Origin of the sequence: Tsukamurella sp. TY48 (assembly GCF_019656655.1) — a bacterium.
Classification (GTDB): Bacteria; Actinomycetota; Actinomycetes; order Mycobacteriales; family Mycobacteriaceae; genus Tsukamurella; species Tsukamurella strandjordii.
The window spans coordinates 1,571,894-1,589,826 of the sequence record NZ_BPMV01000001.1; the positions used below are offsets into that span (position 1 = coordinate 1,571,894).

Annotated in this window: 11 protein-coding genes; all 11 read right to left on the bottom strand. The window is 67.4% G+C overall.

Features of this window, described 5'->3' with window-relative positions; genetic code table 11:
* Positions 1 to 43 precede the first annotated feature (43 nt).
* The 11 genes from TTY48_RS07690 to TTY48_RS07740 all read right to left on the bottom strand — a co-directional run bounded on the left by TTY48_RS07690 (position 44) and on the right by TTY48_RS07740 (position 17,635).
* Positions 44 to 907, bottom strand: coding sequence for an ESX secretion-associated protein EspG (locus TTY48_RS07690; RefSeq protein WP_220656934.1), 864 nt, complete (start codon positions 905 to 907; stop codon positions 44 to 46).
* A 75-nt stretch (positions 908 to 982) separates the two neighbouring features.
* Complete coding sequence (locus TTY48_RS07695; RefSeq protein ID WP_220656935.1) at positions 983 to 1,279, bottom strand: hypothetical protein; 297 nt, start codon at positions 1,277 to 1,279, stop codon at positions 983 to 985.
* Between the two features lie 43 nt (positions 1,280 to 1,322).
* Positions 1,323 to 1,631: a hypothetical protein gene (locus TTY48_RS07700; RefSeq protein WP_220656936.1), complete on the bottom strand. Its 309-nt coding sequence runs from the start codon at positions 1,629 to 1,631 to the stop codon at positions 1,323 to 1,325.
* Between the two features lie 74 nt (positions 1,632 to 1,705).
* Positions 1,706 to 3,043, bottom strand: a complete 1,338-nt coding sequence (locus tag TTY48_RS07705; RefSeq protein ID WP_220656937.1) for a PPE family protein — start codon at positions 3,041 to 3,043, stop codon at positions 1,706 to 1,708.
* Between the two features lie 11 nt (positions 3,044 to 3,054).
* Positions 3,055 to 3,345 (bottom strand): PE family protein, encoded by a 291-nt coding sequence (locus TTY48_RS07710; RefSeq protein WP_220656938.1) that lies wholly within the window; start codon positions 3,343 to 3,345, stop codon positions 3,055 to 3,057.
* Between the two features lie 95 nt (positions 3,346 to 3,440).
* Positions 3,441 to 7,661 carry a type VII secretion protein EccCa gene (eccCa, locus tag TTY48_RS07715; RefSeq protein WP_220656939.1) on the bottom strand — a complete coding sequence of 1,407 codons (4,221 nt, stop codon included), beginning with the start codon at positions 7,659 to 7,661 and terminating at the stop codon, positions 3,441 to 3,443.
* On the bottom strand, positions 7,658 to 9,259 hold the full coding sequence (gene eccB, locus TTY48_RS07720; protein ID WP_220656940.1) for a type VII secretion protein EccB: 1,602 nt from the start codon (positions 9,257 to 9,259) through the stop codon (positions 7,658 to 7,660). Before eccB ends, eccCa begins: the two co-directional genes overlap by 4 nt.
* 2 nt (positions 9,260 to 9,261) lie before the next feature.
* Positions 9,262 to 11,181 (bottom strand): AAA family ATPase, encoded by a 1,920-nt coding sequence (locus TTY48_RS07725; RefSeq protein ID WP_220656941.1) that lies wholly within the window; start codon positions 11,179 to 11,181, stop codon positions 9,262 to 9,264.
* 5 nt (positions 11,182 to 11,186) lie between these two features.
* Positions 11,187 to 15,533, bottom strand: coding sequence for a hypothetical protein (locus TTY48_RS07730; protein ID WP_220656942.1), 4,347 nt, complete (start codon positions 15,531 to 15,533; stop codon positions 11,187 to 11,189).
* Positions 15,534 to 15,589: 56 nt separating this feature from the next.
* The gene (locus TTY48_RS07735) at positions 15,590 to 15,922 is read right to left on the bottom strand and encodes a hypothetical protein (RefSeq protein ID WP_220656943.1); all 333 of its coding nucleotides are present in this window, start codon (positions 15,920 to 15,922) and stop codon (positions 15,590 to 15,592) included.
* Between the two features lie 417 nt (positions 15,923 to 16,339).
* On the bottom strand, positions 16,340 to 17,635 hold the full coding sequence (locus TTY48_RS07740) for an ROK family transcriptional regulator (protein WP_220656944.1): 1,296 nt from the start codon (positions 17,633 to 17,635) through the stop codon (positions 16,340 to 16,342).
* Positions 17,636 to 17,933 lie beyond the last annotated feature (298 nt).

Below are 17,933 nucleotides of genomic sequence, written 5' to 3' on the forward strand. Positions count from 1 at the left end.
TCTAACGCACAATGACTGCTGAAGGGGAGTTGGTCACGCGTTGTCAATTTGCTATATCGAACCAGCCGACGCAGCCGCCTCGGGCCACGAGCTCAGTCAGTCCCTCGGCGAACCGTCGCCTGGTACCCGGGCTGATGGTCACGTCGTTGTGCCCGTGCCGTCCGCGGGAGGTGGTCGATAGCACCCGGCCCTGCCCGGTGTCCATCACACCGAGCGCCCATTGTGCTTGGGTTCGAACGCCATTGAAGTCCACGCGGTGATACACGATCTCCGCGCGTCGGCCGCTGTATCGGGCAGCGTCCACCAGGATGTCCACGGTGTACGGCGTCAGCTCGTGCTCACGCAGCCGACCGCGGAACTCGCGCTCACCGCGGGGGTCAGCGGAAGCCGGGTTGAACATCGCCACGATTTCGCCCAGTTCCGCGGCGTCCAGTGTGAGCGAATCGAAGTCGGCGGGGTCGCAGGTACCCAGCACGCGCCACACCGGTTCGACCACCGTCGAGTCGAAATCCTCGCCGTCGGTGCCGTAGCCCTGCACGGTCAGCAGGTCGTCGTGGCGGAAGACGCAGACCACCAGCTCATCGCGGCGCACGACGGCGCCACGGAGCGCACTCTCGCCCTCGAAGACGCGCACCGCGATCTCCGCGTCGGGCGCCTGGAGCGCACGCAGCCACGCAGCCACCTCGGGCTCGACGGCACCTTCCGCGTCGACGAGGCCGGCCTCGATCAGGCCCGGGAGCACCGCGAGGTCCACAGTGGCGAGATCGTCGGGGCGGTAGACGTTCGGGTGCACCGCGAGCACCACCGGAGCCAGCTCAGTGACGTCGGCGAGCCGCATCAGGAGATTCAGCTCGTCGACGGAGGCGCCGAAGGCGGACAGACTTCCGCCGGAATCGTTGTCCGGCACCGCTACCTCGTTCTCTTACCCGTCGTTGTACAACTCAGCCTCCGAAAGGTGACCGAGCTTCGTTCTCGTTGCTATCTAGAAGTAGAGCGTGGCCGCCTGCGCCTGGCCCGCCTGATGGAAGCCCGCAGCGGTCTGGATCTTCACACCGGCCTTGGCGATCACATCCACAAGGTTCTGGTTAGCCATGAGGCAGCGACTGTGGAGTTCTTGGTAGCTCCCCTGATCGTCGCCTTCCCAGTTTCCTGCGTTGAGGTTCGCCACGTTGTTCGCCTTCAGCTCGGCGATGTGCTCACTGGCCCTGAGCGCTCCTGCCGCCAGTGCGCCCGACATCGTGTCGTAGCTGGTGTAGTCGACCCTGATCAGATCTGACATGTTGATCCTTACTTCGTTGTTCCGAAAGGGGCGGGCTCAGCGCTCACGCGACCCCGTACCCCTGGAAGATGCCCCCACCGTCGTCGTCCGTATTGACGATCAGGACATTGTTCTTCTGCAGTGAGATACCAACGTGCTCCAGCCGCTGCTGCTCTCGATTGCAGACTTCAATGATCTCGTTCATATGAGCGACCGCGCTCAGCGCTGTCTTGCCGGCGTTCGCTGCCTGGTAGGCCTCGACCTGTGACCGCACGGCAGCAATGTTGGCCAAAGTGGCCTGGGCGATGGCGTCCGTCGTTTTGGTACCGACCGCATGGGCCGCCGTATTCATCTGATAAATCGGTGAGGGCATCGTTTCTCCAAGGTTGTCTGGCTCGGTGGTCAGCTACGCGATAGTGGCCGCGTGCCGCGTGGATGATCCGCGGTTCAGCCCCCCTCGCCGGTCGATGGCACATCAACAGGAACCGTCTCGTACTCGGGCGGCGCGTCCTGGTAGACGGGGACGGGAACGGCGGCAGTGGGTGGGACCACGACTCGCTCTCGTTGGCGCCCTTTCGATCGAGCGACCGGCGCTGTGCTGCTCACCGGCTGAGCAACGCGGAGGGGCTCCGCGAAGATCCTCGGCGGGGGCGGCGGCGGAGGTGCGATCGTCAGCCCACCCGTCTGCCAGGTGGCCGGCGCAACCACCGGTGAATTCGTCTGGCCGCGTACGGCACTCGCGGCCCCACTGACACCGGTTCCTCGAGCGATCGTCTCCAATGCCGGCGATCCCGGGCGCGTCCCGAAGTACCCGACCGAAGCCGTGCGATTCTCCGTGTCGATCGACGACACCAGCTGACTCAGCGGCTGAGACACCGCTACCGACGACCCCACAGACACCGCTTGACTGCCGACCTGCTGAGACAAACCCACGAGTCCCGATGCCGCGGCACCGATCCCCGCGAACCCGGCGGTCCCGAGCTGCTGCACCAGTTGCGCACCCAACTGGGTCCCGGTGGGGGCGGTTTGATTCTCACTCGCCTCCGCACGATTCGCCGCGCTGGCCGCCGCCTCCGCGCGCATCCCCGATGCAGCGAGCGACTGCACCATCTTCGTGCCGATGACCACGGTGCCACTGGCGCGCATCGCAAGGCTCGACGCGACCGCGGCCGCGCCTTGTGCCGCCAGAGCCAGCTTCGTGACCACGGCGTCACCGACCGAGGCGGCACCGGCCGCGGCGGGTGCGATCGGAGCGGTGACGGGGCTCGCGATCGGCTTGGGGGGAATGAAGGGCTCGAAGGTCATATTGGCCATGGAGTTCGCCAGGTAGCCGAACATCATGGCCGCGTTCTGCGCCCACATCCCCGCGTACTGAGCCTCATTGGCAGCGATCGCACCCGTGTTCACGCCGAGGAAGTTGGTCGCCTGCAGCACCCCGTGCGTCACCTGGTTCTGGACGATCTCGGGTAGCTGCGCCATTCCTGCGAGCGCCGCAGAGTAGTCAGCAGCCTGCTTGGTGTGCCTCGTTGCGGCAAGAAGCGCCTGCACCCGCAACGCCTCGTTGTACGCCAGGTACATCGCCACATTCCGGGTCATCAATGCCGTCTCCGGGGCCTGCCAGGATGCGGCCAGCCGCGGGAGCAATGAGGTCAGGAACGCCGACCGGGCGCTGGCCGCCGACGCGACGACCGACCACGCGGCCGCGGCAGCGGTGGCAGGCGCGGGCCCCGCCCCGGACATCAGCCGCCCGACGTTCACCTCGGGCGGGAGCGCTGGAAAGGTCATCTCCGCACCCGCTAGAACTGAACCGCGTTATCGGCGGCGATGTACGTGGCAGCCACCGCGGAGAGGCTCACCGCGTACTGCGCGACCTCGGCGTGATCCACCACGGTGACCGCCAGATAATTGGCCGCATGCGCAGCGGATCCGGCCGACACCAGCAGCGAGACGTCGTCGGCACCGGCGGGCACGACCGCGCCGAGTGTTCCGGCAGCACCACCCACGAGCCCCGAGGTGCTGGCGACGTTCCCAATCACCTCGTTAGTACCGGACAAAAGCTGAAGAGGCGCCACGTTCAAGCCCACCATGCCCTACCCCTCACACGTACATTTTCAAGTTGCAACAATGTCAGAATCCTTCACTTCAGTCAATCCCATTCGAGAATTCCACCGATGAAAGTTCGTTAGCCCCACAGGTCCTCCCCCGCATCGGCTTCGCCGCGACGCAGGCCGTTCCACGCGACCTGCACCAGACCGGACGTCGCGCCACGTCCCGGATGGAAACGCCCACGTCCGGGCACCCCGAAACGCTGCCCGCGCTCACCGCCGATATCGACGGTGAACTTGTCCGCGGACATCGCGAGTGCCATGGAGCTCTGTGTCGCCATGAACTGGACCATGGGATCGGAGCTCGACTTGTAGAGGAACTCTGCGTCGTTGAGAATCAGCACCACGTGGAATCCGCGAATCACACCATCGTTCATCAACTTCACTGTTTGCGTGATCGGATTCGTTCGGTCTCCACGGCCGACGACGGTGTCGTAGTCATCGATGATCAAGAAGATCTCCGGGCCGGTCCACCAGTCGCGGCGCGCCAACGCCGCGCTGTCGATGTCGTCCGGAATCCGGCGGTACGTGACCTTCATGGGGTCCGTTTCGCCCTCACCCATCCATTCGACGAGCTTGTCCTGCCACTTCTGCAGGAAGTCGCCCAGCTCGGATCCGTGTACTCCGATGTTCTTGGGGTTCGGGGCGAACGCCCCGCGATGCACTCGCTTCGGGTCCAGGAGAGCGATAGCACCGTCGTCGATGGTCGGATAACGCTCACTGATCGCCTCGATGAGGGTGTGCACGAGACCGGAACGGCCCGAGCCGCTGTCTCCCACCGCGAACATGTGCGCTTCGCGGCCGAAGTCCGCTATCGCCATGCCACCGTCGGACTCCCGGATCCCGAAGGGCAGACGAACCCGCTCACGGTCAGTGGTCGCGACGGGGAGGTGTGCGAACAGGTCCCGCTCAAGAATCACCTCGGGCAGCGCCAGCAACTGAGGAGCCACCGCACCGGTCGCATTACCCCGGCGGATGCGGCCGACGATCTCGGCGATGCCGTCACTCAGCGTTCCGGCGGTCGGATCGCCGTCGGCTCGCGGCAGCGCCACCAGCGCGAGCAGGTCCCGATCGGTGGTGATGACGTGTCCAGGCCTGTCAGGAACGAGCTTGTTGCGCTGCGAGTTGACCACCGACATGTCGTAGCTCGCAGTCGAGATGCGTCCCTCGATGATCGTGTGCATGTGGCTCGACAACCCGCGGAGAACAGTGTTGCGGGCTGTGGTGACCACGAAGTGCACGCCGTAGTTGAGCGCGCCGGAGGCCAACGCCTCCAGCACCGGCACCTTGTTCTCGAAGACGCCCCCCTCGGTCACGGTCGCATCGAAACCGTCGATCACGATGAAAACGTCACCGAAGGCGTCCTCCTCCAGCACCGGCGAGGACTGATCCGCACGCAGGCGCCGATACTCCGCCATCGAGTTGACCCGGTACTTGCGGAAGAGCTTCACGCGATGGTTGATCAGATCGGACATCTGCGTGATGATCCGGTTGATCGCGTCCTCCTCGGACCGCGTCGCGATCTTGGAGATGTGCGGGAGATCCTCCAGGCGCATCCATCCGCCGCCGGTGTAGTCGACGACGAAGAACTGCACCTGCTCCGGCGAATGGGTCAGCGCCAGCGACGTGACCAGGGTCATCGCGGCGGTCGTCTTACCCTTCTGCGGCCCGGAGTAGATGAGCACGTTGCCCTGGCCGCCCGAAAGATCAAGATGCCAGACCGGCTGCTGGTGCCGGGCGGGATCGTCGAAGACACCGAACGGGATCTTGAGCGACGCCGGCGTGGTGGGTGTGGGAGCCTGCCACTCATCCTCTGCGAGAGACGGTTCCACCGCATCAAGAGTCGTGGTCGTCAGCTCGGGGAGCCAGGGCTTGTACGCCGGTCGCGCGGGTGCGTTGGTCAGCAGTTCCTTGACGACGGTGAAGACGGTCGGCGCGGCGCGGATCTCCTCCTCGGTGCGTACCACCTCTTCCTCTTCCAGGATCGACACGTCGAGGTCGGGGATGTCGACACTGCCCGCGGTGAATCCGCGGGAGGCGAGAGCCGTGGTCGATACGACCGGGGCTTCCTTGACCACCGGCGCTTCGATCACGGTGGGCGCGAAGTACGGCTTGCCTGTGAAGCCCGCGTAGAAGCGAATGAGATCGTCCTCGTGCAGGGTCTTCATCAGGCCGTTGCCCGGCTTGCCGGGCAGGTTCTTCGCATCCGGCACACCGATCACCGCACGGGAATCGCCGGCGGTGCCGGTGCGAAGTGCGATGTGGTAGTGGATGTTCGACTCGAGTCCGCGGGACCGGGCCATCTCCGCGTTCTGGGACGCGAGCAGCAGGTGCACGCCCACGGAGCGGCCGACGCGGCCGATCTGCGAGAAGATGTTCACGAATTCCGGTTTGGCCTCGAGCAACTCGGTGTACTCGTCGATCAGGACGACGAGTGCGGGCATCGGCTCCAGGTCCGGACAGTGCCCGGACTCCCGCGCCTTCTCGTATTCGGTGAGTCCGATGATGTTGAACGACGGGTACTTCGCCGCGGCATCGTCGAAGATCTGCTGACGCCGCTTGAGCTCGCCCGTGATCACCTCCATCATGCGGTCGACCATGCTCTCGGACTTCTCGAGGTTGGTGACCACCGCGGCAACGTGCGGAATGTCCTCCATCCCCTGGTAGGTCGCACCGCCCTTGAAGTCGACGAGCAGGAGGTTGAGCATCGTCGGCGAATGGAACAGGCACGCATCGAGAACGAGGCAGCGCAGGAACTCCGACTTGCCGGAGCCGGACGTACCGATCATCTCGCCGTGGGGGCCGGTACCGCCCTGGCTGGCCTCGCGGATGTTGAGGTGGATGCGGCTGCCGTCCGGCGCGAAGCCGATGGGGAAGTTCAGGCGGCGCGGATCGTCGAAGCGCTTGATCCGCTGCCAGAACTGCACCACGTCGATCGCACCGGGATCCTCCACGCCGACGAGGCTGGCCCAGTCACGGCCGGTGTCCTGCCGCTCCTTCGACTGCAGAGATGCCGTGGTCTCGAGCTCCCACCGGGCCAGCTTCCGCGCCGCGGTGTGGGCGTCGACGGCATCGACGTAGTCCGCACGTGCGATCTCCTTGGGCGACTCCAGCGGCAGATCCGAGTCCCAGCGCGTCACGATCCCGGCGGGGTCCACGGTGAGCTGCACCGCGTGCGGGAATCCGTCGACCACGCCGTCCGGCGGGTTCAGCAGGATCCACGTGACATCGGCGAGCGAGGCGATGGCCTGGTCGGTGAGTCGTGCGCGCTCGGCCGAGTCCACGATCACGACGGTGTGCCGGGTCCTGCCCGAGACCTCGGATTCCGTGGTGAAGGGGCGCGAGTAGTCGACCACCCGGCTCCCGTCGCCGGACGGTGCATCATCGCCGCCCGCGAGCTCGTCGAGGAAGTCGGTCCAGTTGCCGTACACCATCCGCCGCGATCCGAGGGCGTCCACCAGCGTGGGATGCTGCGCGTGCGGCAGCCACTTGGTGTACTCCCACGGGCCCCCGTCGGGCTGGTCCGTGACCACCGCGAGACGCAGGCGATCCGGACCGTGCGTGATGGTGAGGTGCTCGATCATCGCCCGCACCATTCCCGTTGCACGCTCGCGATCGCCACCGACCCCGAGCAGGGGGAAGTTGCGGAGCGTCAGCGCGAGGGGCATGTCCGCGACCGTCGAGTGGGTGTGCAGGAATTTGACGGTCTCCGTCCACTGCACCGGATCGAGGAACTCGCCGTCGGGCGCCTCCGGGGTGCGGAGCTTGGCCTTGGGCACGATGCGGCCGCGGCCGTACCGTGCGGCGGTGAACCGGCTCTTGCGCTCCTCGTCGCCTCCGTTGACCTCCCACATACGTTCCCCGCCGATGAGCGAGGTCACCACGGCCGGATCGGGATACGCGTGCTGGAGCGCCTCGTGATAGTTCCGGCCGCGAGCGAGGGCCTTCTCCCGGGAGGCGCCGATGGAGCGGCTCGCCTGCTTGCGGTCGTGGAGCAGCTGCGCGCGGGACTTGCCGCCGCTGCCGCCGGGGCCGCCGCCCATGTACGCGAACATGCCGAACAGGAGCATCATCGGCATGAGCAGCATCACCGGGTTGAAGCCCCGGTTCATGCGGATCATCATGAATAGCATGCCGAGCACGGCCACCACCATGACCACCGGCATCATCACCGTGCGCCACTTACCGGGTGGGTCCACCTCGTCGATCGTGTCCGGCGTGCGGACCTCGACCTCCTTCTTGATGACCCGGGGCTCCTTCTTGGGATGGAGCGGCGGTTCGAAGACCTGCCTACTCATTTCGCCCCCTTCGGGTCGATGGTCGCGACGACCGGATCATCGGGGCCACCGTCGTGCTTGATCGAGGCACTGGCCTTGGAGAGGGTCGGGCCCTGCGCGAACAGGCTCACGATGGTCCACGGAGCCGGAACCGGATTCGCCAGTCCGAGCGCCTTGGCCGAGCTGCCCTGCTGGTTGCTGCCCTGATCGTCGATGCCGTAACGGATCCCGGTATCGGCCACCCAGAACTGCCCGCCCTGCTCGCGAGTGTCCGCCGCGGAGCCCGTCACGTAGACGTAGCGGCCGGTGGTCGCGGGCATGTACACATCGTCCGCGATGGTCCCCTGCGAGGCCGGCGCGCCGATCAGCCGGATGCGAGCGGCGTTCTGCTGCTGGGTGAGCGGCAGGGTGCGCGCCACCATCACCCGCTGGGTGGCGGTGGGCTGATCGCCGCTGCGCGCCCAGGAGTAACAGGTGACGGGGTCGGCCGCGGCGTCGACGATCCGGACGGTGCCCGACGGGAAGTGGTCCACCGCGATCCGGCCGCCCACCTTCGGCCACTGATTCGCCTTGGCACTGTCGATCTCGACGACCCCGCTGCGCACCGGTGAAGCCGTCTGCAGGATCGATGCCGCGGTCTGCGAGACCTGCTGGATGCCGTCCGCGGCGACCACGTAGTAGGTCCAGCCACCGTCGACGGTCGGCACGCGCACCGTCGTTCCCACGAGGATCCGCTCCGTGTTGGGGAACCGCGCGGGCTTACCGGCGTCCACGATGGGCGGGACGTCGATCGGTTCGCGGGAGGCGAGGGCGTTGAACAGCCCCGCCGACATGGGGATGACCTTCTCGTCGATGCGGATGCCGAGAGCTTCCCGGATCGCCGAGTTGCGCAGGTCGAGACGTGCTCGGGCGACCACTCCTCGATCCTGGTACAGCAGCCAGGTCTGGCCGTCGAAGGAGACCACCCGGGCCGCGTTGCCGGCGATGTCGTCGGTGCCCTCGGCGGGCGAGAGATCGCCACCGATGAGCGTCACCTTGACCGCGGATGTCGCGGTCGTGGGAAGGCCGGTGTTCGGGTCGAGCGGCACCGCGGCACCCGTGGCGGTGGTGTCGCACACCGCCCACTTCGAATCCTGGCTATCGGAGTTGCGGATCACGTTCGGTGCGTACGGGATACCGACCATCGGTCCGCGCGGCATCTTCTCGATCTCGGCGGACTTGGCTTGGACGGGCTTGGCGGGCGAACCGACGATGAGCTGGCCGGAGGTCACGTTCGGCACGGGGCTGAGCGCATCGCCGACCTTGACGTACAGGGCGCCGGTCTGGCTGTCCTGGATGAGGTCACCGTCGCCCACCTTGCCCGCGGGGAAGATGACGGCGGCGATGATGCAGCCGAGCGCGACCACGAGACCGGCGGCGAGGGCCACGTAGAGGGGCGATCCCTGGTATTTCTTGACGTCGTCGATCCAGCGGGTGTCCCTGCGTACCAGTGCTTCCTCGTTGCGGCGTTGCAGATACGATTCGCCCGACTTCTGGTACTTGGAGGTGAGTCGAAAGCCGCGAACCCGTTCCTGCAGGCCGGATTTGGGGTTGTTCGGATCGGGGTTGATGTCCGCCATGGTCAGCTCTCCCAGTCTTCGAGCAGGTGCCATTCGGACCAGGGGAAGTTCGGCGACACCCGCAGCGTCTCCTCGTAGGCGAGCCGGACATCGTCGAGTTCCAGGGTGCGCAGGAGGGCGCGGCGCTCATCGGAACTGAGTGCCGAACGGTCGATCGCGCTGACTCTGAAGTCGCGGAATCCGCGCGCCGTGGAGATCACGGTGCGCATGAATCGCGCGTTCGACATCAGGTCGATGCCGTTGCACAGCCGTCCCTTGAGGTCGAGTGCGCTGACCTGTGCGAGACGACGGTTGCTGTCGCGGAGGAATTCCCGCACTCCGGCTCCGAGTTCCTCCCGGGACCGCACCGCCACCGATTCGGCGATCTCCACCAGTTCCTCGGGGGTGAAGGCGGCGAACGCGATGCGCGTCGGGAAGCGCAGCGGCAGACCGGGGTTCACCTGGAGTAGGCGGTTCATGTCGTCGTCGTACCCGGCCAGAACCACGACCACTTTGTCGCGCAGCGGCTTATCGCCCTCGTTCTCGATGCGCGCCAGCAGGACTTCGAGGGCCTCGCGTCCGAACCGGGACGACTGATCCTCGCCGTCGCCCGCCACGAGGCCGTACGCCTCGTCGAGGAAGAACAGCCCACCGCGCGATTCATCGATGAGCTTGTTGGTGCGGATGCCGGCCTGCCCCACGTAGCCCGTCATCATGTCGCTGGGCTGGTGTTCGTAGACCTCGGGACGCGCGATCACACCGAGGCCGTAGTACAGCTTGGCGAGGATCCGCACGCCGGTGGTCTTACCGGTGCCGGGCGGGCCGGAGATGATCGCGGACAGCCGCATCTCCTCCTCGCTGTACTCCTCGCCGGCTTCCTCGCTGAGTTCCTGGCGCTCCCGGTCCATTTCGACCTTCGACGCGAGACGCCGGATCTGCGCCTTCACGTCCGGGCTGCCCACCAGCCCGTCGAGTTCGCGCCATGCCTCTGCGAGCACGTCGTCGCGGCGACGATCGAGGCTCTGTTGCTCGATCTGTTCGGCGGTGGTGCCGGAGGTGGGGTCCCAGGGATCGGTGCGGGTGTTCATCGATTCGGCGGTCACCACCTCGAGCACCCCGCCCGCGGCCGCGTGATCGAGATCGGGCCGCGAGGCGATCCAGGCGCGGGCGTCACGCAACAGCTTGGTGGCAGCTTCCTCCTCACCGGTGGCGCGCAGCGCGTACGCCTGGGTGACGATCAAGCTGGCCTGGACGAGTTTGAACTCCTCGCTACCGAGGGCGTTCTTGGTGGCGGACAGCGCCTGGTGCGCGTCGCCGGTGCCCACCAGCGCCCGCGCCGTCAGCGCGGTGACGCCGAGCTGCCAGAAGCGCACGGCACCGTCGGTCTCGGGTGAGATCCACATGGGCTCGCGACTGTCCGCGACGGTGGCCAGCACCTCGGGCCAGCGATGCGCGAGGCCGAGGAGGCAGATCCACAGGTAGCGGATGTAGTTCCGCTGCGCGGGCGACTCGGGGCCCACCTCGCGCTGCAGCTTGGCCAACTCCTCGGCGGCCTCCGCGAGGAAACCCGCCTGCGCCAGGACGACGGCGGCGCCGGCGCGCGCATAGATCGCGTCGGTCACGGGCATACCGAGTTCGACGACGCCCATGTGCACCGGTGACTTCAGGCCGAGGGCTCCGTCGGCGGGGTCGACGGTGAGCCCGTTCCGCCGGAGTTCGGCTCCGAAGTTGCGGGCCGATGTGAGCACTCCGCGGGCCGCCTCCGGATCGCCGGCCTGCGACTTGTCGACGGCCATGAGGCCGATCCAGGCGTCGCACATGGAGGGGTCGGCGTCGACCGCGAGCCGGAAGGCGGTCGCGGACTCGGCTGTGTCGCCGCGCGTGGTCAGGGAACGCAGCCCCAGCGAGAAGTACCGCTGCGCTGTCGGAATCGTCTGTGTCATTGTCCCTAGGTCGTCCCGGGCGTTCCTGGTCGCTGGCTCGCGAGGAACTTGGCGAATGTCCATGCGTACACCGCGGATTCGACGTCGAAGTAGCAGGCCGCCATCGTGGCGGCGAGAACCGCCCGCTCCAGCAGTCGATCCCGCAACTGTTCGGCTTCCGGGGGCTCCTGTCCCAGGTCGTCGGCGCGGGCCGGAATCCGGCCCAGGCACAGCGCGTCCGTGAGCGCCTCGTCGTCGATGTGGAGCTGCTCCAGGAGGGGCAGCGGGATCTCGGTGTGGCTGTCGAGGAATCGGCGTGCGTCCGTCCGCGCGAGTTCGAAGCCGATCGCGTTCTCCGCGGCGATCGGCATCTGCTCCAGGTCCCGGAGCAGTGCTCGAGTCTGACGGGCGGCCTCGACCGGCGACAGCGACCGGATGTGGTCACGCCGGACCGGCGAGACCACGGCCTCGAACCGATTGAGTCCGCCGGGGATGACCGGGCCCACGCGCGTGACGCCCACGAGGTTCCCTGCGACGACGGGGCTGTACGCCCGGCTCGGGTGGGTGGTGGCGACGGCTTCGACCAGGTAACCGCGGTCCTGCGCGTATTCCAGCAGACCGCGAACCGGATCGTCGACGGCTGCCCAGCGGTGCGATCCCGGAACGTTCCAGAGCACGCGGACATCCGCGGGGATCAGTACGCGGGGAGGAAGCCAGCCGGCGTCGGACGAGGTGACCACCACGATCTCCTCGGTGGGGCTCACGAGCAGCCCAGCAGCCCAGTGCAATCCGGATTCCGTGCTGTGCGGTCCGCCGGCCAGGGTGCCTGCGATCGATGCGACCACGTCGCGCACTCGCTGCAGGGCCGGGGAGAGCGGCATGACCTCGGGGCGGGAACGCCCCAAGATCATCGGGCCCGTCGCGACCACACGGGGGCGCGCGATCCGCTCCGGCGCATCGTCCGCCGGGGCGGCGGCCTCGACCGCTGGTTCCGGCTCTGCGTCGGTACCGGCCTCCGCAACGGCTTCGGCCTCGGCGTGCGGCTCTACCTCGGCCTCTGCCTCCGCGTCGGCTTCCGCCTCGGTTTCCGCGAGACCATGGCTGACTACCGCCGGATCGATGTCGGCATCGTCGGCACGATCCGCGTCCGGTTCGGCTTCGGCTTCGGCCTCGGGGTCCGCTTCCGTATCCGCGTCCAGCTCGGCTTCGGCTTCCGCCTCCGGCTCGGCGTCTACATCGGTATCAACCGCTGCTTCAGCTTCCAGCGCGGCTTCGACTTCTGTCTCTGCCTCTGCCTCGACGTCCGACTCGGTCTCGGTCTCCGCGATTGTTTCGGCGTCAACGCGATCCTCGCTGACTAGCGCCGCAGCGACCTCGACGTCATCGGCACGATCCGCTTCCGGCTCAACCTCGGCTTCGGCTTCGGCCGTCGCGTCAGCTTCCAGCTCGGCCTCGACCTCCGGCTCTGCCTCTGCCTCTGCCTCTGCCTCTGCCTCTGCGAGAGGGTCGCTGACTACCGCGGCGTCGAGCTCGTCATCGGCGGCAAGACCCGCTTCCTGCTCCGACTCGACTTCGGCATCCGCCTCTGGATCAGCTTCCACATCGACATCAGCCGCTGCGTCAGCATCCAGAACAGCTTCGAGCTCCGCTTCCGCTTCCGCTTCCGCTTCCGCTTCCGCTTCCGCTTCCGCTTCCGCTTGCGCTTCCGCTTCCGCTTCCGCTTCCAGAGGATGGTCTCCGACCGGCTCCGGATCGTCGACGAACTCGGAACGTTCTGCGGAATCGGTGTCCGGGCTCGCAGTGCCGTCAGCAATGAGCACGTCGGCGTCGTCGTCGACAGCTACGTCCTCGGCGGGCGCGGTCACGAGCGACCCGACCGGCACGATCGCGATGCCGGCGAGCGGACTGGGAGCGGGCTCCTCGTCGTTCTCCGGATCCCCCTCACTCACCTCGTGATCGTCGGGATCCGGCGCATCGGTCTCGGCGAGCGCTACCGGGGATTCCGCCTCGACATCGGCGGTCGGATCGACCGCGTCCTCGTCAACGTCGGCCACGGACGGCGCGGACTCCGTCTCCACCAGACCGTCGTGACTCCCGGCCTCGTCGGCGGAGGCATCGGCGAGGTTTTCAGAGTCCGGTCGATCGTCTTCCTCGACATCATCGACAACGGAATCGACAGCCTCGGAACTGTTTTCGATCGCGAGATCAACCGCATCCGGGACCGCTTCGACATCCATCGACTCGACGGTCAATGCGTCGTCCGCGCTGGATTCCGTGTCAACCTCCGGCTCGGCGATCTCATCGATCTCCGTCGGATGCACGAGGCGCTCGTCGTTCTCGGCAAGGCGCACAGGCTGATCGGCCTCGACCAGCACCGCGTCCCGAACCTCGTCGACTTCACTCGACGGCTCGTCGAGCTCGGCCGGCGCGACGTCTGCGATCTCAGTGGCGTCGACGGCATCGTCGGATTCCGTACCGTGATCGGCCGACTCGGTATCCGGTTCCACCGCAACGGATTCCGAGAGTCCCGACTGGGGCGGCTCGGTGTCGCGATCCCACGGGGCAGCGCCCGGGACGCGGCCGAACGACATGAAGCCGTTGATCAGGGCACTGGAATCCACATCGACGAGTTCGACCTCATCGACATCCGGGGCATCGGATTCGACTGTGCCCTCGTCGATGTCGGGTTCGGCGTCGTTCTCGACGTCGGTCGACGAAGCGTCGACCGACGAATCCTGATCGGTCTCGTCTGCGACTGTCTCCGCGACGGTCTCAGCGACAGACGCCGCAGGGGCGACGACCTCGGGGGCGACAACCTCGGAGGCGTTTGCCTCCACCCGATCCACGGCCTCGACCTGCGGCTCACCGGAGGGCGGGTTCGTCCCACCCGGCACGCGGCCGAAGGACAGGAATCCGGAGACCAGCGCGGCAGCGGCGTCGTACTCCTCTGCCGTTCCCTCGGTGAGCGGTTCCGGCTCCACGTCACGGTCAGGAGCGGGCGCTTGCGCGGAGGCCGACTCGGCCGAGGCGGCGACGGGGCCCGTCGGGAACGATTCGGCAACCGGCCCATCCACGGTCTCGTCGGTCTCGCCGGTCGAAGCCTCGTCGTCGGCACCCGCCCCGGCTCCGAACAGGGGCATCGCCGCGGCACCGGCGGGTACCACGGGCACGGGCCCGGTCGTCGGGCCGGTCGGCGGAGACCAGGGGGCACCGTCGGCCGACGGCACGCGACCGAAGGACATGAAGGTGATCGGACCGGACCCGTTGTTGCCGTTGGTAACCGGAGGCGTGGGCGGAACCACCGGGGTCGACCCCTCGCCGCGGGCAGGGGTGTCGTCGGGGCTGGCCCAGGTACGTGAGAATCCATTCGTTCCGTTGCCCGACGGAACCCTCCCGACGGCGGTGCCGGTGGGCGGATCAGTCGGTTCCACGGGAGCGGCTGGGGGCACGGCCTTCTCACCGGAGGCGGGGAGGTCGTTCTCCACGGGGGTCGACGGCGCGTGCGTGCCGTTCACCGTCGGAATCCGGCCGAACGAGAATCCGTTGACGGCCGGCACGGTCGCGTCACCGTTGACGGCCTCGCCATTCGGACGCGCCGTCCCGTTGGTGTGAACCGTCCCGTTGGTGTGAGCCGTCCCGTTCACGCCGTTGACGACCCCGGTGCCGTTCACCCCCTTCACACCATTGATCGAAGGCGCTCGGCCGAAGGCGAAGCCGTTGAGACGGGGCGCCTCGGTGTCGTCCATCGAATCCGCGAAAGCGTCCTGTGCCGCTGCAGCGCGACTCGGGGGCGGCTTGACGTTACCGCTGGCCTTCACGGCGGCCTGGAACGTGGCGCTGGCTCCGGGCACGCGCCCGAAGGCCATGAAGCTCTCGTCGAGATCGTTGGGCTGCGACAGCTCCACTTCACTGACGGCCATCCGCGCCGCGGCTTCGGTGGCCTTCGCCCGCCCGTCCGCGATCAACGCCTCGATCTGCGGCGTGGGATCCTCGCCCTGGAGTTCGAGGGCACGCTCCAGCGCTTCGATCTCCGCCTCGACCTGCTGCACGATCTCCGACTGCTCGAGATTGACCTGCTGCAGGTTCCGCGCCATCTCACCGAGCGCGCGGGAGACGTGCACCAGGGACTCGCCGACCCGGACGATGCCGATGAAGCTCTTCGCCCAGGTCCCGGTCTCGGATTCGAGGAACTCGTGCACCTCGCCCTCGAGCTGGGCCGTGGCGGCAGTGCCCTCGCTGGCCACACGGAAGGCGTACGACGATGCCTGGGCCGCCGAGAGCGACCGCGAGGCCAGATCGTCGGGAGTGATCTCTTCTTCCCAGATGCCGTCGAGCAGGACATCGGCGTGGGGAGTGTCGGGACGGTCGATCACCGCGCCACCTCCCGGTCAGGATGAATGCACGTGTTCACGCAGTTCGCTCCCCGCCGTCACGAATAGATGCCGGCGCCGCGGTGCGCAGACGCCCGCGCGACGGATCGCAGTGACTGATAGCCGCCCAGTGCGGACCGACCATCGTGTTGGGAGCCGTTATCGCCACGAAGCATCGATTCGGCAGCCTCGAGCTCCGGCATGACACCGGCGACCAGGCCATCGATCGCGGAGGTGATTCGCGCGCCGTGTGCGCTGGTGGGGTCCACCGCGGAACTGATCGATGTCACGGTGGAACGCAAATGCGCCGTCGCAACAGCCGCCCGCGCTTCGATCGCGCGCGCACCGATACTCTGCCCCGGCGCCACGGAGTTGACCGTCTCGGTACCCATGCCACCCTCCCGTTCACGACGCATACCCGGCACTCATGTACCGGCTGGCTTCATTGTCGCAAAATAATGTACCACCTTGAGTGCTGATTTGTTGTTTTGAATTTTGCCATTTGAGATCGCAACTGAGACGCAGGTTAAGTGTTAGCCACCGCCAACTGTTGCGGCGCCGCGCCCGACTCCACTCCAACCGGGGAGGGTTCGCAGTTTTCGCAGTTCACCCACACGAACACGTTCCATTTTGATGCGTTGCGAAACAAAGTATGAAGAATTCCTGAATCATTGACGACGCCCGATTTCCGTCGCGAATTACATCCGCCCTGATGCCATTCTCCGGAGCCGTTCGCGGTCGTCCAGCACCGACGAACGGGCCCCGCCGCACAGGAGTGCGGCGGGGCCCGGGTTCGAGCGACGACGGTGTTACGCGGTGGCGCGCGCGATGGCTCCCAGCGGATCGGTGTACACACCGTCGAGCGCGGCGGCACCGGCCGCCTGCTGCTGTACGCGGCCGCCCGCACCGCTGACCCGCACGGAGCGACCGGGCTCGGCCGACGTGGCCTTCAGGGCCGCGGAGACGTGTGGCAGGATCGCCGGGTAGTCGGTGAAGGCCTGGCCGCCCAGGATCAGGCGGTCGGGGTTGAAGATGTCGGCCACGAGCGCGGCGGCCTCGCCCAGCACCCGGCCACGCTCGGCGATGATCGCCTTGGCGGTCTCGTTGCCGGTCTCGGCCAGCTTGTGCAGATCGGCGACGGTGCGCACGGCCAGCTTCTGCGCCTGCGCCGCCTCGACCACCGCGGTATCCGTCACCGCGTCCTCGAGCCGGCCCGTGCCGCGCGGATCGAGCAGCTCGATGTTGCGCGTGGGCAGGTGCCCGATCGTGTGCGGACCGGACTTCGGAGAGTGCACCGCGCCGTGCAGCGCGAGCGCCACGCCCACGGTCTCGCGACCGTAGAAGTACAGGGTCGAACCCTGCGACTCCAGCGCCTCGGACAAGTGCAGCTCGGCGGCGGCCATGGCCTCGACGTGCGGTGCCACCGTCACGGGCAGACCGATCGCGCCCGAGAGACGCTCCCCCAGGGTCACGTCCTTCCACCCCAGGCGCGGATGGTCGGCCACCACACCACGGTCGTCGACGCGGCCACCGATCGCGATGCCGGCTCCGAGGATGGTGCGGCCGTCCCAGCGGGCCAGGAACCGTCGGGCACTGGTGGCGATCACCGACAGGACCTCGCCGGGCTCGCCACTCTCCGGCGTGGGGATCTGGATGGCGCCCACGATCTTGCCGGACACGTCGTGCATGGTCACGGTGCTCACCCGGAAGCCGATGTGGATTCCCAGCGCCAGCGGGCCGGTGGGATCGACCTCGAGCGGCAGACGCGGACGACCGACGACACCGCTCGCGGCGCGATCGGCGCGCTCCCGCACCAGGCCCGCCTCGATCAGGGCCGTGACCTGTCGGTTAACGGTGGCTGCCGACAGCTGGGTCTCACGGACGATCTCGTCGCGCAGAACGAGTCCGCCGCGACGGATCACGCGGAGCACGGCGGCAGCCGGCTTCTCGGACACCCGCAGCTGCGGGGGGAACACCCGGGCCGGTGCGGCGGTGCGCGGCGCCCGGTCGGCGGCCCTGGTCAGGGGGTTGTGCGCACGTCCGGCGCGGGCCTGCGCGGCACGGTTCGACGCGGCGGAAGTGGCAGGAAGATCAACGACGGTCATGGTTCCTCGAGGGGTGCGTGCGCCACTGGGTACGGATCGACCCGGAACGTGGCGGAGATATGGAGGTATCGAATGAATCGGCTACGAAGCCGGCGAGAATGCGAGCGGAAAGCGCTCAGCCGCAACACATTCGACAGTGCACGCGAACCATGGGGAGACGGCAGCCCAGCGCGACGGTCTCATAACCGACGCGCAGATGGCCTTCAAGACTCCCGGACATGGTTCAAAAGGTAGCACCGCGCACCGACCACCGCACAAGCACCGCACGCCGGTATGGGACGTACATCACACTCCCGCC

What these genes read in the sequence shown, in the direction of transcription:
- TTY48_RS07695 (WP_220656935.1), bottom strand. Translation starts at nt 1,279, where the DNA reads ATGTCAGATCTGATCAGGGTCGACTACACCAGCTACGACACGATGTCG.
- TTY48_RS07700 (WP_220656936.1), bottom strand. Translation starts at nt 1,631, where the DNA reads ATGCCCTCACCGATTTATCAGATGAATACGGCGGCCCATGCGGTCGGT.
- TTY48_RS07705 (WP_220656937.1), bottom strand. Translation starts at nt 3,043, where the DNA reads ATGACCTTTCCAGCGCTCCCGCCCGAGGTGAACGTCGGGCGGCTGATG.
- TTY48_RS07710 (WP_220656938.1), bottom strand. Translation starts at nt 3,345, where the DNA reads ATGGTGGGCTTGAACGTGGCGCCTCTTCAGCTTTTGTCCGGTACTAAC.
- eccCa (WP_220656939.1), bottom strand. Translation starts at nt 7,661, where the DNA reads ATGAGTAGGCAGGTCTTCGAACCGCCGCTCCATCCCAAGAAGGAGCCC.
- eccB (WP_220656940.1), bottom strand. Translation starts at nt 9,259, where the DNA reads ATGGCGGACATCAACCCCGATCCGAACAACCCCAAATCCGGCCTGCAG.
- TTY48_RS07725 (WP_220656941.1), bottom strand. Translation starts at nt 11,181, where the DNA reads ATGACACAGACGATTCCGACAGCGCAGCGGTACTTCTCGCTGGGGCTG.
- TTY48_RS07735 (WP_220656943.1), bottom strand. Translation starts at nt 15,922, where the DNA reads ATGGGTACCGAGACGGTCAACTCCGTGGCGCCGGGGCAGAGTATCGGT.
- TTY48_RS07740 (WP_220656944.1), bottom strand. Translation starts at nt 17,635, where the DNA reads ATGACCGTCGTTGATCTTCCTGCCACTTCCGCCGCGTCGAACCGTGCC.